General features: G+C 74.5%; 12 protein-coding genes. 8 read left to right on the top strand and 4 right to left on the bottom strand.

The genetic code is table 11. From position 1 onward, the window contains the following. Positions 1-48: 48 nt before the first annotated feature. The 4 genes from OG617_RS14485 to OG617_RS14500 all read left to right on the top strand — a co-directional run bounded on the left by OG617_RS14485 (position 49) and on the right by OG617_RS14500 (position 4,601). Positions 49-678 (top strand): septal ring lytic transglycosylase RlpA family protein, encoded by a 630-nt coding sequence (locus OG617_RS14485; protein WP_405102107.1) that lies wholly within the window; start codon positions 49-51, stop codon positions 676-678. Between the two features lie 121 nt (positions 679-799). After that, entirely contained in the window at positions 800-1,927 is a 1,128-nt protein-coding gene (locus OG617_RS14490) for a PP2C family protein-serine/threonine phosphatase (protein WP_405102109.1), read from the top strand. Positions 1,928-2,208: 281 nt separating this feature from the next. Then, positions 2,209-4,065 carry an acyl-CoA dehydrogenase gene (locus OG617_RS14495; protein WP_405102111.1) on the top strand — a complete coding sequence of 619 codons (1,857 nt, stop codon included), beginning with the start codon at positions 2,209-2,211 and terminating at the stop codon, positions 4,063-4,065. 266 nt (positions 4,066-4,331) lie between these two features. After that, positions 4,332-4,601, top strand: a complete 270-nt coding sequence (locus OG617_RS14500) for a DUF6458 family protein (protein WP_043961115.1) — start codon at positions 4,332-4,334, stop codon at positions 4,599-4,601. Positions 4,602-4,746: 145 nt separating this feature from the next. Here the strand turns inward: OG617_RS14500 and OG617_RS14505 are convergent, their stop codons facing one another. After that, positions 4,747-5,277, bottom strand: coding sequence for a SixA phosphatase family protein (locus OG617_RS14505; RefSeq protein WP_405102113.1), 531 nt, complete (start codon positions 5,275-5,277; stop codon positions 4,747-4,749). A gap of 115 nt (positions 5,278-5,392) precedes the next feature. Between OG617_RS14505 and OG617_RS14510 the strand changes: the two genes are divergently transcribed. Beyond that, on the top strand, positions 5,393-5,680 hold the full coding sequence (locus OG617_RS14510) for a DUF6458 family protein (RefSeq protein WP_405102115.1): 288 nt from the start codon (positions 5,393-5,395) through the stop codon (positions 5,678-5,680). Positions 5,681-5,854: 174 nt separating this feature from the next. Here OG617_RS14510 and trhA read toward each other — a convergent pair whose 3' ends face one another. Continuing rightward, on the bottom strand, positions 5,855-6,532 hold the full coding sequence (gene trhA / locus OG617_RS14515) for a PAQR family membrane homeostasis protein TrhA (RefSeq protein WP_396676568.1): 678 nt from the start codon (positions 6,530-6,532) through the stop codon (positions 5,855-5,857). Positions 6,533-6,638: 106 nt separating this feature from the next. Here trhA and OG617_RS14520 point away from each other — a divergent pair, with 106 nt between their 5' ends. The 3 genes from OG617_RS14520 to OG617_RS14530 are packed head-to-tail and all read left to right on the top strand — an operon-like array spanning position 6,639 to position 8,909. Beyond that, positions 6,639-7,250 carry an allophanate hydrolase subunit 1 gene (locus tag OG617_RS14520; protein WP_405102117.1) on the top strand — a complete coding sequence of 204 codons (612 nt, stop codon included), beginning with the start codon at positions 6,639-6,641 and terminating at the stop codon, positions 7,248-7,250. Further along, entirely contained in the window at positions 7,247-8,176 is a 930-nt protein-coding gene (locus tag OG617_RS14525; protein WP_405102119.1) for a biotin-dependent carboxyltransferase family protein, read from the top strand. Before OG617_RS14520 ends, OG617_RS14525 begins: the two co-directional genes overlap by 4 nt. Next, positions 8,160-8,909 carry a LamB/YcsF family protein gene (locus OG617_RS14530; protein ID WP_405102121.1) on the top strand — a complete coding sequence of 250 codons (750 nt, stop codon included), beginning with the start codon at positions 8,160-8,162 and terminating at the stop codon, positions 8,907-8,909. The genes OG617_RS14525 and OG617_RS14530 overlap by 17 nt, the downstream gene beginning before the upstream one ends. Positions 8,910-8,948: 39 nt before the next feature. Here the strand turns inward: OG617_RS14530 and OG617_RS14535 are convergent, their stop codons facing one another. Both OG617_RS14535 and OG617_RS14540 read right to left on the bottom strand, forming a co-directional pair. Next, positions 8,949-10,781 carry an NHL domain-containing thioredoxin family protein gene (locus tag OG617_RS14535; RefSeq protein WP_405102123.1) on the bottom strand — a complete coding sequence of 611 codons (1,833 nt, stop codon included), beginning with the start codon at positions 10,779-10,781 and terminating at the stop codon, positions 8,949-8,951. Between the two features lie 124 nt (positions 10,782-10,905). Beyond that, positions 10,906-13,947 (bottom strand): hypothetical protein, encoded by a 3,042-nt coding sequence (locus OG617_RS14540; RefSeq protein ID WP_405102125.1) that lies wholly within the window; start codon positions 13,945-13,947, stop codon positions 10,906-10,908. Positions 13,948-14,073: the final 126 nt, after the last annotated feature.

Here is a 14,073-nt window from a genome sequence, read left to right on the forward strand (position 1 = left end):
GTTACGGTCCGGGCCGGTTTGTTCAGCGACGACGAAAGGACGGGCCCGGTGGCTGGTAGGCACTCCCGTATCCGCATGTTCACCTCGCCGGCCGGCATCGCGGCCACCGCCGCTGTCGGCGTCGCGCTCGTCGTCGGTGGGACCGTCGGCGCCGTCCAGCTCGCCTCCGGCGAACCGGCGGACTCCGCGCCGGCCCTCGTCGACGCCCCGGCGAGCAGCCCCACCGTGCCGGCCTCGCCGAGCGCGGGCCTGCCGCCCAGCGCCAGCCCCTCGCCCACGGTCACCGCCAGCCCGAAGGCGACCCGGACCCAGGCCGCGTCGCGGAGCAAGGCCCGCACCGCCGCGCCGAAGCCGGCCGCCACGACGAAGAAGCCGGCCCCGACCAGCACCGTCGTCGACAGCGGCTCCTGCGGCGCGTCCTTCTACGACGAGGGCCAGCTCACGGCCAACGGGGAGAACTTCAACCCCGACGAGCTGACCGCCGCGCACAAGACCCTGCCGTTCGACACCAAGGTCCGGGTGACCAACCCGGCGAACGGCAAGTCGGTCACCGTGCGGATCAACGACCGTGGCCCGTTCATCGAGGGCCGCTGCATCGACCTGTCCCGGGCCGCGTTCGCCACCATTACCTCCGTCGACGTCGGCGCGCTCACGGTGAAGTACGAGGTCCTGGGCTGACTCGGCGGCCCTGGCGGTGGGCAAGGTACCCGTCGCCCGTCGGTCCGACGCCACAGACCGGCCGGGCAGAACATCCTCGGACGACGGGCCAGGTTCATTCACCGGTCCACGTCGATCAGGCATGCTGTCCCTCGTACGCACGCATGCCTTTCAGTCGGGCCGAGGCCCGCTGAGCCCCGGATCCCGCGCCGGCCTCGGCGCGGCCCTTGCCCTGCTCGCGATCATCTCCGCGGTGGAGCTGGCGGACGGGCGTCCGGCGCACTACATCGCCCTGATGGTCGCCGCGCCCTTCCTCGCCGCCGCGCTCGCCTCCTGGCGGGTGGTGCTCGGGGTGGGCGCCGCCGCCACCGCGATCGGGTCGACCTTCGCCCTGATGGAGCCGACGACGTCGCTGGTGACCGCGGTCAACGTGGCCGGCATCGCGTTGGCCACCGCCATCGCGGGTGTGGTGGCCGGCGTCCGGGAGCGGCAGGCCGAGCAGATCGCCGAGCTGTCCAAGCTGGCGGCGGTGGCCCAGCAGGCGGTGCTGCGTCCGCTCGGCCCGCAGGTGGGCACCCTGGCGGTGGCCGGGCGCTACATCTCGTCCACCGCCACCGCCGAGATCGGCGGCGACCTGTACGAGGCGATCGACACCCCGTACGGCGTCCGCATGATCATCGGCGATGTCCGGGGCAAAGGGCTGGACGCCGTCCGGCTGGCCAGCATCGTGCTCGGCTCGTACCGGCACGTGGCGTACGAGCGGGCCGACCTGCGGGCGGTGGTGGCCGACCTGGACCGGGCGGTGGCCCGCAACGTCGGCGACGAGGACTTCGTCACCGCTGCGCTGGTCGAGGAGCGGGGCGGCACGCTCACCATCGTCAACTGCGGACACCCGGCACCGCTGCTGCTGCGCCGGGGCGCGGTGATCCCCCTCGAACCGCCGGCCCCCGCCCCGCCGCTGGGCTTCATGCCGGTCGTCCGGCCCCGGGTCGAGCGGCTGGAGCCAGGCGACCGCCTGCTGCTGTTCACCGACGGTCTCGGCGAGGCCCGTCGGGACGGCGAGTTCTTCCCGACCGCCGACCGGGCCTGGCGGCTGCTCGGCCACGGCACGGTCGGCGACGGGCTGGCCTCGCTGGAGACCGCCCTGGTCGAGTGGGTGCACGGCCGGCTCGACGACGACATCGCCCTGGTCCTGATGGAGTACGCGGGCCCGAGCAGCGCGGCGACCGCCCCGGTGCCGAGCTGGGAGGTCGGCGCCGCCGAGAGCTGACGAGACGCCCCGTGTCGGAATCATGTTGTTTCCTGGAAGATGTGTGTGTCGCGGCACGGTTGAGCCCGCTGCTTCCAAGATTGGGCACGATTTCGTCATCCGGCTCCGGACGGCGGCGGCTCCATGGCCGCTGGCCTGCTGCTTCGGTGGCCCGGCGAGCCCCGGAACGCGGGTGTGTAATCGCTGTCACTTCCACGATCGGCTTGTCGCTGCCTACCGACGAGTAATACAGTTCGGAGTTACTGATCGGTAGCACCTGTCCGGAAGCGGGGCCAGCGAGCATGACCCACTACAAGAGCAACCTTCGGGACCTCGAGTTCAACCTGTTCGAGGTCTTCGGGGCGGACCGGGCGTTCGGCCAGGAGCCGTACTCGGATCTCGACGTCGACACCGCGCGCAGCGTCCTCGCCGAGGTGGACCGCCTCGCCCGCGAGGACCTGGCCGCCAGCTACACGGACAGTGACCGGAACCCGCCGGTCTTCGACCCGGCCACGCACACTGCCCCGCTGCCGGAGTCGTTCAAGAAGTCGTACCAGGCGTTCATGGACTCGGAGTTCTGGCGGCTGGACCTCCCGCCGGAGCTGGACGGCACCAACGCCCCGCGCGCCCTGTGGTGGTCGCTCGCCGAGCTGGTGCTCGGCGCGAACGCCCCGGTCTGGATGTACTCCTCCGGCCCCTCCTTCGCGCACGTGGTGCACGTCGAGGGCAACGAGCGGCAGCGGAAGTGGGCCAAGCTCTTCGTCGAGAAGCAGTGGGCCTCCACCATGGTGCTCACCGAGCCGGACGCGGGCTCGGACGTCGGCGCCGGTCGCGCCCGCGCCGTCCAGCAGCCGGACGGCTCGTGGCACATCGAGGGCGTGAAGCGCTTCATCACCTCCGGCGAGCACGACCTGACCGACAACATCGTGCACTACGTGCTGGCCCGCCCGGTCGGCGTAGAGGGCGTCGGCGGCCCGGGCACCAAGGGGCTGTCGCTGTTCGTCGTCCCGAAGTACCACTTCGACGAGGAGACCGGCGAACTGGGCGAGCGCAACGGCGTCTACGCCACCAACGTCGAGCACAAGATGGGCATCAGGGTCTCCAACACCTGCGAGATGACCTTCGGTGAGCACGGCGTGCCGGCGAAGGGCTGGCTGCTGGGCGACAAGCACGACGGCATCCGGCAGATGTTCATGATCATCGAGTACGCCCGGATGATGGTCGGCACCAAGGCGATCGCCACCCTCTCCACCGGCTACCTCAACGCCCTGGAGTACGCGAAGAACCGTGTGCAGGGCGCCGACCTGATCCAGCAGGCCGACAAGACCGCGCCCCGGGTCACCATCACCCACCACCCGGACGTGCGCCGCTCGCTGATGCTGCAGAAGTCGTACGCCGAGGGCCTGCGCGCCCTGGTCTGCTACACCGCCACCTGGCAGGACCAGGTCGCCATCGCCGAGGCGGCCGGCGACGAGAAGGCGACGAAGATCGCCAAGCGGGTCAACGACCTGCTGCTGCCGCTGGTCAAGGGCGTCGGCTCGGAGCGGGCGTACGAGATGCTCGGCCACGAGTCGCTCCAGACGTTCGGCGGCTCCGGCTTCCTCCAGGACTACCCGCTGGAGCAGTACGTCCGGGACGCCAAGATCGACACCCTGTACGAGGGCACCACGGCGATCCAGAGCCTCGACCTGATCTTCCGGAAGATCGTCCGGGACAACGGCAAGGCCCTGATGACGGTGGCCACCGAGATCCAGGAGTTCATCACCTCCGAGGGCGGCAACGGCCAGCTCAAGCAGGAGCGGCAGGCGCTCGGCAAGGCGCTCGCCGAGATCCAGAGCATCCTCGGCGTGCTCACCGGCTGGCTGGGCGAGGCGCAGGCCGGCGACTCCCGCGCGCTCTACAAGGTCGGCCTGAGCAGCCGGCGGTTCCTGCTGGCGATCGGCGACCTGGTCGTCGGCTGGCTGCTCCAGCGGCAGGCCGACGTGGCCCTGCGCGCCCTGAACGGTGAGCTGTCCGCCGCGGACAAGGCGTTCTACACCGGCAAGGTGGGCGCCGCGAAGTTCTTCGCCCGCGAGGTGCTGCCCCGCCTCGGCGCGGACCGGCGCATCATCGAGAACACCGACCTTGACGTAATGGACCTCCCGGAGGAGTCCTTCTAACCCACCCCACCCCCCGGGTTTACGCCGGCACTTTCACGGAATGAGGGGCTGTCCCGCGCCGGGAGGCCACAAATTCCGTGAAAGTGCCGGCGCCTGGTTCGGGACGGCCCCCGGGCCGTGGGGCGGGGGCGGTGTTGGGTCGGGGTGCGTGGATTGTGTCGCTATCGGGGGGCTTGGGGCGGGTAGTTGCCGGCGCGGGCGGGTAACCGGGGCGCGGACGTCGTCAGTGAACGCCCAGAGCCACCGCACGTGGGGGTGCAGCGCACATGGGCATTGGTAGCGGAATCTTCCTGATCGCCATCGGCGCGATCCTGACCTTCGCCATCCGGGCGAACGTCTGGTGGGTGGACCTGCGCGCGGTCGGCTGGGTGTTCATCCTGGCCGGGTTGGCCGTGCTGCTCACCACGCTCTGGTTCTGGCAGGACCGGCGCAAGCGGGCGCGCACCCTGATCGTGGAGGAGAACCGGCTGTCGCATCCGACCGCGATGATGCCGCCTCCGCCCGACCCGCCTCCGCCCACGGCGCCGCCGTCCTGAGTGAGCCCGTGAGCAGGGGCCCTGGTCGCACCGGGGCCCCTGCCACGCGTACCCGTCCTGTTGCCGCCGCCCGGGCGTGGTTTTGTCGGGCGTTGAGGAAGTGTCGGGTCCGTGGACCGCGTCCAGAGGGGCCCGCCTCGCGGGCTCAGCCCCGTGCGGTGTGGCGGGCGGTGATGTCGGCTTGGCGCAGGTCGGCCCAGGGGAACCGGGTGCGGTGCACCACGAGGTCGGCGGTACGCATGCCCTGCGGGTCCGCCCGCTCCGGGTCGAGGAGCGCCGAGAGCAGCGAGACACCCGGGTTGTGGGCGACCAGCAGCACCGTCGTCGCCCCTGGCGGTGCCGACCGGACCAGGGCCAGCAGCTCCGCCGGGCCTGCCTCGTACACGCCGGGCTCGTAGCGCACCGCCGGGGAGGAACCGGCGGGCCCGGTCTCGTCCGGCGAGCCGGTCATGCCCAGCGCCACCCCGTGCCAGGTCTCCCGGGTGCGTCTCGCGGTCGAACAGAACACCACGTCGGGCAGCAGGCCGTGCCGGGCCAGCCAGGCGCCGGCTGCGGCGGCGTCGGCGTCGCCCCGCGCGGTCAGCCGCCGATCGGCGTCCCTGTCGTCGCCCGGCGGTTCCGCCTTGGCGTGCCTTAGCAGCACCAGCGTCCGTTCCGTACCCCCGGCGTCCGTCATGGACCCAGCTTGCCCGATTGGCGAGCGGAGTGCCGGGGTATGTCGATGGGTGCCGCAACCTCATCCATGGCCGCGGCGGGTAGCAGCGCCAGCTGACAGCCAAGGAGGCGACAAAATGGGCATTGGTGCCAGCATCTTCCTCATCGCACTGGGTGCGATCTTCGCGTTCGCCGTGCAGGCCGACCTGGGGTGGCTCAACCTCGGCGTCGTCGGCTGGGTGCTGATGCTCACCGGGGTCGTCAGCCTGCTCACCACCCTCTACTTCTGGAACCGGGGCCGCCGCACCATGGTGGCCACCCCGGTGCGGGAGAACCGGGTCGTGGCCGACCGGGTCGTGCCGGTGCAGGGCGAGCCGGTGGTGCAGGAGTACCGCGAGGTGCGCCGCCCGCGCCGGACGGTCTGAACGACCGCCTGCCGGCCCGGCGACGACCGCCTGCCGGCTGGCCGAGGACAGCCTGCCGGCCCTGTCGGCCCGGCCGACCACCGGCCGGCGACCCACCCGAGAACCCGAGAACCCCGGGGCCCCGCAACGGTGCGGGGCCCTCGGTGGATACGTACAGGGGTCGGGTGGTGGGGCTCAGGCGAACAGGGCGAAGTAGATCGCGATGTGGTGGCAGATCGCGGCCACCAGGGTGCAGGCGTGGAAGAACTCGTGGTGGCCGAAGACCGTGGGCCACGGGTTGGGGCGGCGCAGCGCGTAGAAGACCGCGCCGACGCTGTAGATCGCGCCGCCGACGGCGAGCAGCACCAGCGCGGTCACCCCACCGGAGTGCAGGATCTGCGGCAGCATCGCCACCGCGACCCAACCGAGCGCCAGGTAGAGCGGGGCGGAGACCCAGCGCGGGGCGTGCGGCCAGATCAGTTTCACCGCCACCCCGCCCAGCGCGCCGCCCCAGACCAGGGCGAGCATGGTGGTCGCGTGCCGGGCGTCCAGCAGCAGTACGCAGAGCGGCGTGTACGTGCCGGCGATGAACACGAAGATCATCGAGTGGTCCATCCGGCGCATGATCTGGTACCCGCGTTCCGACCACACCCGACGGTGGTAGAGCGCGCTGGTGCCGAAGAGCCCGCACACGGTCAGGCTGTAGATCAGGCAGCTCACCAGCGGAGCCCAGCCGGGCCGACTGGCCGCGACGGAACAGAGCACGATGCCGCAGACGAGTGCGACGAAGAACGCGTAGGCGTGCAGCCAGCCCCGCATCCGGGGCTTTCCGATGTCGACCGGCTTGAGTCGAAGCGGGGCGGAGGTCGTCACACCATTAGGTTACGGCACCGTAGGTTACCTGCAAGTAGTGTCTCGGGTCACGAGACCGAGGGGTCCGACGCCCCTGGCCGTCCGCCGGATCGGGAATCATGACGGGATGCGGATCCGACCCGTCGGCACGAACGCCCTGCTGCTCGACTGTGACGGCCCCGACCAGGTCGAGGCATGGCGCGCCGAGCTGTGGCGCCGCCGGGCAGCCGGCGAGCTGACCGCCGTCGAGATCGTCCCGGCGGCCCGTACCGTGCTGCTCGACGGGGTGCCCGACCAGGCCCGGGCCGCCACGCTCGTCGCCGGCTGGACGCCCCGGCCCGCCGACGCCGCCGCGCCCGTCGACGAGGCTGAGGTCCCCGTCGGGTACGACGGTGCGGACCTGCCCGCCGTCGCCGGCCACTGGGGGGTGGACGTGCCCGAGGTGGTCGCCCGGCTCACCGGCACCGAGTTCCGGGTCGCCTTCTGCGGGTTCGCGCCCGGGTTCGCGTACCTGACCGGGCTGCCGGCGGAATGGGCCGTCCCCCGGCTGCCGACGCCCCGGCCCCGGGTGCCGGCCGGCTCGGTAGCCCTGGCCGGCCCGTACGCCGGGATCTATCCCGGCGCGTCGCCCGGCGGCTGGCTGCTCGTCGGCCGGACCGACCTGACCCTGTTCGACGTGCGCGCCGACCCGCCGGCCCGGCTCACCCCGGGCACCCGGGTCCGCCTGGCGGCCAGGTGACCGCCCGACCCGCCGCCCGACCCGCCGCCCGACCCGCCGCCCGACCCGCCGCCCCGGCCGGCGACGAACCGGCCGGCCGGATCGAGGTGCTCCGGGCCGGCGCGCTCACCACCGTGCAGGACCAGGGGCGGCCCGGCTGGGCGCACCTCGGCGTACCCCGGTCCGGGGCGCTCGATCCGGCGGCGCTGCGGCTGGCCAACCGCCTCGTCGGCAACCCGGAGGCCGCCGCCGGCCTGGAGATCACCCTGACCGGCTGCACGCTGCGGCTGACCCGGGCCGGGACGGTCGCGATCACCGGCGCAGACGTCGACGTTTGGGTCGGCGACCGGCCCGGCGACGTCGGCCGGCCCCTCGCGGTCCCGGCCGGGGCGGTGGTGCGGGTCGGCCCGGCCCGCACCGGACTGCGGAGCTGGCTCGCGGTGGCCGGTGGGATCGCCGTCGCACCGGTGCTCGGCAGCCGGTCCACCGACACCCTCTCCGGCCTCGGGCCGCCCCCGCTGCGCGACGGCGACACCCTGCCGCTCGGTGCCCCGCCCGGCGACCCCGCGCCGGTGGACGGCACCGTCGGCCGTCCGGCCCTGGCCGAGCTGCTGCTCGGGCTGCGCCCCGGCCCCCGCGACGAATGGTTCACCCCGGCCGCGTTCGACCTGTTGTACGGCACGGCGTACACGGTGAGCGCGGTGAGCAACCGGGTCGGCGCGCGACTGGTCGGCGCACCCCTGCCCCGCGCGGTGGCCGGGGAACTGCCCAGCGAGGGCGTCGTGCTGGGCGCGGTGCAGGTGCCCGCCGACGGCCAGCCGCTGATCTTCCTCGCCGACCACCCGACCACCGGCGGCTACCCGGTCGTCGGGGTGGTGGACGACGTGACCGGACTCGCGCAGGCCCGCCCAGGCACTACGGTGAGGTTCCATGGACCTCAACGCTGACCTCGGCGAGGGTTTCGGCATCTGGCGGCTCGGCGACGACGAGGCGCTGCTGGACCTGATCACCTCGGCCAACGTCGCCTGCGGCTTCCACGGCGGCGACCCGTCCACCATGCGCCGGGTCTGCGCCGCCGCCGCCGAGCGCGGGGTCACCGTCGGCGCCCAGGTCGGCTACCGCGACCTCGCCGGCTTCGGCCGCCGGCACATCGCGTACGCCTTCGCCGACCTGCGCGACGAGGTGACCTACCAGCTCGGCGCGCTCGACGCGTTCTGCCGGGCGTTCCGCATCCGGGTCCGGTACCTCAAGCCGCACGGCGCGCTCTACCACGCGGCGGCGGCCGACGAGTCGCAGGCCGCCGCGCTGGTCGCCGCGATCAACGACTACGACCACGAGCTGCCGGTGCTCTGCGCGCCCGGCTCGGTGCTCGCCCAGCTCGCCACCGGGGCGGGCATCCGGGTGGTCGCCGAGGGCTTCGCCGACCGGGGCTACCTGCCCAACGGCACGCTGGTGCCCCGCACCGCCCTCGGCGCGCTGGTCACCGACCCCGAGCAGGTGGCCGAGCGGGCCGTCCGGATGGCCACCGAGCGGACCGTGGTCGCGGTCGACGGCACTGTCGTCCCCTGCCCGGTCGAATCGATCTGCCTGCACGGGGACACCCCGGGCGCGGTCGCGTCCGCCGCCCTGGTGCGGGCCGCGCTCATCGACGCGGGAGTCGCCCCCACCCCGTTCGTGTGAACGGCCCGCTCCGCCGGCCCCGCCTCGGGGCGGCGGCGGTCAGGCGTCCAGGCCGCGCAGGACCAGCGGGAGCCGGGCCGCGGCACCCTCGACCACCCGGACCGGCACGCCCCAGTCCTGCCGGGTCAGGTGGCAGGCCGCGTGCTCCACGTCGGCGTCGCACGTCGCCGCCTGGGCGGTCACCTGGAGCACCCCGCCGGCCACCGCCCCGTCGACCACCAGCCGGCGGGACAGGCCGGTGCCGGTGCCCGCCCCCTCCAGCAGCAGCTCCGGCGGGGACGCCGAGACCACCAGCCGGGTCGACGGGCCGTACGTCTCGTCCAGCTTCTGCCCCGGGGCCGGGGTGAAGACGATGTCCAGGGTGACCTCGCCGGCCGCCACGTCCGTCGGCTTCCGCTCGGTGCGGTGCCGGGGGCCGTCGACCGTGCTCGCCCCGGCGGCCGACAGCGCGCCCGGAGCCAGCCGGGTCAGCCGGTGCGCCGCCGACTCGACCACCAGCACCCCGCCGTCGGCGGTCAGCACCACGTCGCTCGGCTCGGCCAGCCCGTCGGCGACCGTGGACACCTGGCCGGTCCCCGGGTCGAACCGCCGGACCGCGCCGTTGTACGTGTCGGCGACCAGCACCGACCCGTCCGGCAGCGCGCAGACGCCCAGCGGGTGCTGGAGCAGCGCCCGCTCGGCCGGCCCGTCGACGTGGCCGAAGTCGAACAGCCCCTGCCCGACGGCGGTGGCCAGGATGCCGTTCTCGACGTACCGGACCGCGCTGGTCTCGCTGTCGGCTACCCACAGCCGCGCGCCGTCGGTCGACACCGACAGGCCGGACGGCTGGGCCATCCACGCCTCGGCCTGAGGGCCGTCGCGCAGCGCCTCGACCGTCGTGCCGGCGTACATCCCGGCCGTGCGTCGGATCGGGTCGAACCACCAGAGCTGGTGGATGCCGGCCATCGCGACGATCACCTTGTCGTCGTACCAGGCCAGGTCCCAGGGGGAGGAGAGGTCGACCGAGAGCGCGTCGTGGGCGTGGTCGTCCACCGTGGAACGCCACTGCCGGCCGGTGCCGGCGACGGTGACCACCTCGCCGGTGCCCAGCTTCACTCCGCGCAGCAGGTGGTTGACGGTGTCCGCGACGACCAGGTCGTACCCGGCCACCTCGGCCACGTGCTCCGGCAGCCGGCACAGCCCTTGCGGTTCGGAGAACGCGGCGGCGTCGGCGGGGCCGTCAGCCCGCCCCCGGTCGCCCGAGCCGATCCGGCGGACCAGCGTCTCGCCGTCGGGGGCCAGCTCGACCAGGCTGTGCCGGGCCGAGTCGGAGACCAGCAGGTTACCGTCGTCGAGCAGGACGGCCTTGCCGGGGAAGCGCAGGGTGGTCTCCGGCTCGGCCGGCGGCACGTACGGGCCGTCGCCCCGGTGCAGGGTGCCCTTCGCCTCGTGGGTGGCGACCAACTCGTCCACCAGCCGGGCCAGCCCTTCGGCGTGGCCCTCGCCGGCCATGGTGGCCACCACGTACCCCTCGGGGTCGATCACCGTGAGGGTCGGCCAGGCCCGGGCCGCGTACTGCTGCCACATGTCCAGCTCGGGGTCGTCGAGGACGGGGTGGTGCACCCCGTAACGCTCGACGGCGGCGGCAAGGGCGTCGGGATCCTTCTCGTGCTCGAACTTCGGCGAGTGGACGCCGACGACCACCAGCACGTCGGCGTACTTCTCCTCAAGCGGGCGTAGCTCGTCGAGCACGTGCAGGCAGTTGATGCAGCAGAAGGTCCAAAAGTCCGCGACGACGATCTTGCCGCGCAGGTCGGACAGCTTCAGGTCCCGCCCACCGGTGTTCAGCCAACCCCGTCCGCGCAGCTCCGGGGCCCGTACTCGTGCGCTCATCCCCTCAGTCTGCCCGAACGGGGATGCCCCACCCGCCAACACCTTGCGCGGCCCCGGTCACATTCGGCGGCGTACGACGGGGGCGGGGCCACGGTGGTCCGTGGCCCCGCCCTCGGGAAATCCGCTACTTGGTGGACGGCTTCAGGCAGAGCACCTTGTTCGGCAGGTCGCCTCGGAGCACTACGTGCGGCTGCGCCGGGTCGGCGCACTTCTCCTTGGCGGCGACCTTCGACACCACGGTGAAGGTGTCGGCGCCGCCGCATGTCGCCGCCGTCGCGTTGTCGCCCGTCTGCTTCACGCAGGAGCCGACCGCCGGGTCGAACGTCGGCGCCTTGTCGTCGCTGAACTTCCCGAGCAGCGTGAGCAGGCCGAGCGGGATCGCGAGGATCAGCACGGCGGCCACCAGCACGGCGGCCAGCACCCGGCCGTTGCGCACCTTCGGCGGTGGTGCCTCGGTCTTCTGCTCGGCCGCGTCCGGCTTGAACGTGTCGAACCGGCCCTGCTCGGACTCCACGTCCCAGGACGAACCGGACTGCTGGCCCTGCGCCGGGAAGGCTGGCGGGAAGCCACCCCCGGCCGGCTCGCCGAACGGTGTCGGGCCGTGCCCCGGCACCGCGCCCTGGACGGCGGTGCCGCCGCCGGCCGAGCCCGCCGGGCCGCCGAACTGGTCACCCGGCCGGTCGCCGTCGTGCGGCCGGACGCCGTTCACCGGCCGGTTGCTGGCCGGCGGGTCCACGAAGGACGGCACGCCGGGCGGGAAGACAGGCGGAACCGCCGCCGCTGCGGCGGGCGGCCCGTCGCCGTACCCGTGTTGCCGGTCGGGCTCGTCGAAGCGCTGCGGCGCCCGGTCGTCGAACCGCTGCTGCTGCTGGCCGGGCTCGTCGAACCGGCCATGCGGCCCGGGCTCGTCGAACCGGCCCTGGGACCCGGGCTCGTCGAAGCGCCCGCGCTGGCCCGGCTCGTCGAATCGGCCCTGGGGATCGTGTTCGTCGAAGCGGCCCTGTGGGGCCGGCGCGTCGAAGCGGTGCGGCGGGTTGGGGTCGGGGTGGAAGCCGAGGTCCTCCGCCTGCTCCGGCTCCTCGACCGGCTCCGGGCGGGTGGGCCGGCCGTACACCCGGGGCTGTGGCGCGGGCGTGTCGCCGGGCCGCAGGGCCTGGTCGGTCGGGGGCATCACCCGGCTGGTCAGCGGCACGGACGCGCTCGCCGAGACGCTGCCGGCGGCGCCGGCTGCGGACTCCCCGGCCTCCGGCAGGGAGACAGCGGCACGGGCGGACGCCTGGCCCTCCGGCGACATCCGGGGAGCGGGAACGACCGGGCCGGCCGGAGACTGCGGCTCCTCGGCGTGGCCCCAGCCGTTGTCGACCCCCGCCGGCTCCGGCTCGTACGCCGACGGCCCTCCCTCGCGGACGCCCGGCTCGACCGGCGCCTCGACCTCCGGGGTGAACTGGGCCGGCGGCAGGTAGTCGGCCGGCGGGGCGGCGGCCAGGCTGGCGCCGGGCACCCGCTGCTCCTGTGGCGGCAGCGGGACGGCGTTGGCCGGTGAGATCCCCGGGGCCGGTGCCGGCTGGTACAGCGGCCGATCCTCCGACCGTTCGGGCCCCCATCCGTTGCCGGCCGGCTGCGGCGCGGCGGGCTCCGCCTCGGCGGAACGTCCCCACGCCTCGCCCGGCGCCCACGGCTCGACGTCCGGCACGCCGGGCCGCTCGGTCCGGTCCGGTCCGGGCCATTGCTGATTCTCCGCCGGGGCGCTCCAGGACGGCGGCCCGTCCACGCCGACGGTGGCGGTGGCCCGGGCCGGCGGCACGGACGTCGGCTCGGCCGCCGCCCAGTCCGGGACGGCCGGCCGATCATCCTGCGGCTGCGGCACCGATGCCGCGCCCCACGCGCCGGGCTTGGCCGTCCCGTCGGCGCCGGCCCAGGCGGTCGGCTGGGGCTGGTCGTCGGGCCTGCCCTCGGCTGCGGCCCAGCCGTCGGAGCGAGCAGGGTCGTCCTGCCGCCCGCCGGCGTTCCAACCGCCGGAGCGGGCGGGGTCGTCCTGAGGAGAGGCGGGCGGGCCGGCGTTCCAGCCCGGGCGGGCGGCTTCGTCGTCCTGCTGGCCGGTGGGGTTCCAGCCGTCGGGCCGGTTGGCGTCGGCCTGGGCGGGCCAGGCGTCCTGGGGCGGGGTGGCCTGGCCGGGGACGCGGGCGGCGCCCCGGGCGGCCGACTCGGTCTGCCCCCAGGGGGCGGGCGGCTGCTCGGCGTTGCCGGCGAACGCGGGCTGCTCGGCCGGGGCCCAGCCACCCGGGTGAACGGGTTCGTCGTCCTGCTGCCGACCGGCGTTCCAACCGCCGGAGCGGGCGGGGTCGTCCTGAGGGGATGCGGGCGAGCCGGCGTTCCAGCCGCCGGAGCGGGCGGGGTCGTCCTGCTGGCCGCCGGCGTTCCAGCCGCCAGGGCGGGCGGGCTCGTCGTCCTGCTGGCCGGTGGGGTTCCAGCCGTCGGGCCGGTTGGCGTCGGCCTGGGCGGGCCAGGCGTCCTGGGGCGGGGTGGCCTGGCCGGGGACGCGGGCGGCGCCCCGGGCGGCCGACTCGGTCTGGCCCCACGCGGCGGGCGGCTGCTCGGCCTGGGCGGCCCAGGCCGGCGCCGGTTGTTCGGGCTGCGCTCCCCAGGCCGGCTGGGGCGGAACACCGGCGGAGCCGGGCGGCGTGGTCGGCGCGGTGGCGGCCCAGGCCGGGCCGGGCTGATCCTCCTGCTTCCAGCCCGGCATCGGCTGGTCGGCCTCGCCCCAGGCGGGCTGCGGCGCGGCGGACGGCGGGCCCCACGCGTCCGGCCGAGCCGGCTCCGGCTGCTGTGCCGGCACCTGGGCGGCGCCCCACGCGGCGGTGGGTGGCTGCTCGTTCTGCGGTGCGGCGCCCCAGGCCGCCGTGGGCGGCTGGCCGCCCTGAGGCGCGGCGCCCCACGCGGCGGTCGGCGGCTGGGCGTTCGGCTGGGCGGCGGCACCCCAGGCAGCCGTGGGTGGCTGGTCGTTCTGCGCGACCCGGGCGGGAGCTGGCGGATTCGGCCGGGCCGTGGGGGGCGGAGGCGCCCAGCCCAGGTCCGGGTTGGCGACGCCGTACGACGCCGGTGCGCCGTTGCCCGGCGACACCTCGTCCGGTTCTTGGCCGGGGTGGTGCGGGCCCTCGGACGTCATCGGTGCGCCTCCTCCATCACATGTCGGCCGCCGATGCCGACGTTGCGTCGGCCTGGTGCCGGCGTCGCCGGCGGACCGGCTGTGGGGACTCCCCGCACCGTATCCGGTGACCGCCCGGGGCATCCG

It is taken from the genome of Micromonospora sp. NBC_01412, assembly GCF_045040215.1.
In the GTDB taxonomy this organism is placed as follows: domain Bacteria; phylum Actinomycetota; class Actinomycetes; order Mycobacteriales; family Micromonosporaceae; genus Micromonospora; species Micromonospora rubida.

Excerpts from the sequence above, each read along its gene's own strand:
- OG617_RS14540 (WP_405102125.1), bottom strand. The coding sequence starts at position 13,947 with ATGACGTCCGAGGGCCCGCACCACCCCGGCCAAGAACCGGACGAGGTG.
- OG617_RS14490 (WP_405102109.1), top strand. The coding sequence starts at position 800 with ATGCTGTCCCTCGTACGCACGCATGCCTTTCAGTCGGGCCGAGGCCCG.
- OG617_RS14535 (WP_405102123.1), bottom strand. The coding sequence starts at position 10,781 with ATGAGCGCACGAGTACGGGCCCCGGAGCTGCGCGGACGGGGTTGGCTG.
- OG617_RS14500 (WP_043961115.1), top strand. The coding sequence starts at position 4,332 with ATGGGCATTGGTAGCGGAATCTTCCTGATCGCCATCGGCGCGATCCTG.
- OG617_RS14495 (WP_405102111.1), top strand. The coding sequence starts at position 2,209 with ATGACCCACTACAAGAGCAACCTTCGGGACCTCGAGTTCAACCTGTTC.
- OG617_RS14510 (WP_405102115.1), top strand. The coding sequence starts at position 5,393 with ATGGGCATTGGTGCCAGCATCTTCCTCATCGCACTGGGTGCGATCTTC.
- OG617_RS14505 (WP_405102113.1), bottom strand. The coding sequence starts at position 5,277 with ATGACGGACGCCGGGGGTACGGAACGGACGCTGGTGCTGCTAAGGCAC.
- OG617_RS14530 (WP_405102121.1), top strand. The coding sequence starts at position 8,160 with ATGGACCTCAACGCTGACCTCGGCGAGGGTTTCGGCATCTGGCGGCTC.
- OG617_RS14520 (WP_405102117.1), top strand. The coding sequence starts at position 6,639 with ATGCGGATCCGACCCGTCGGCACGAACGCCCTGCTGCTCGACTGTGAC.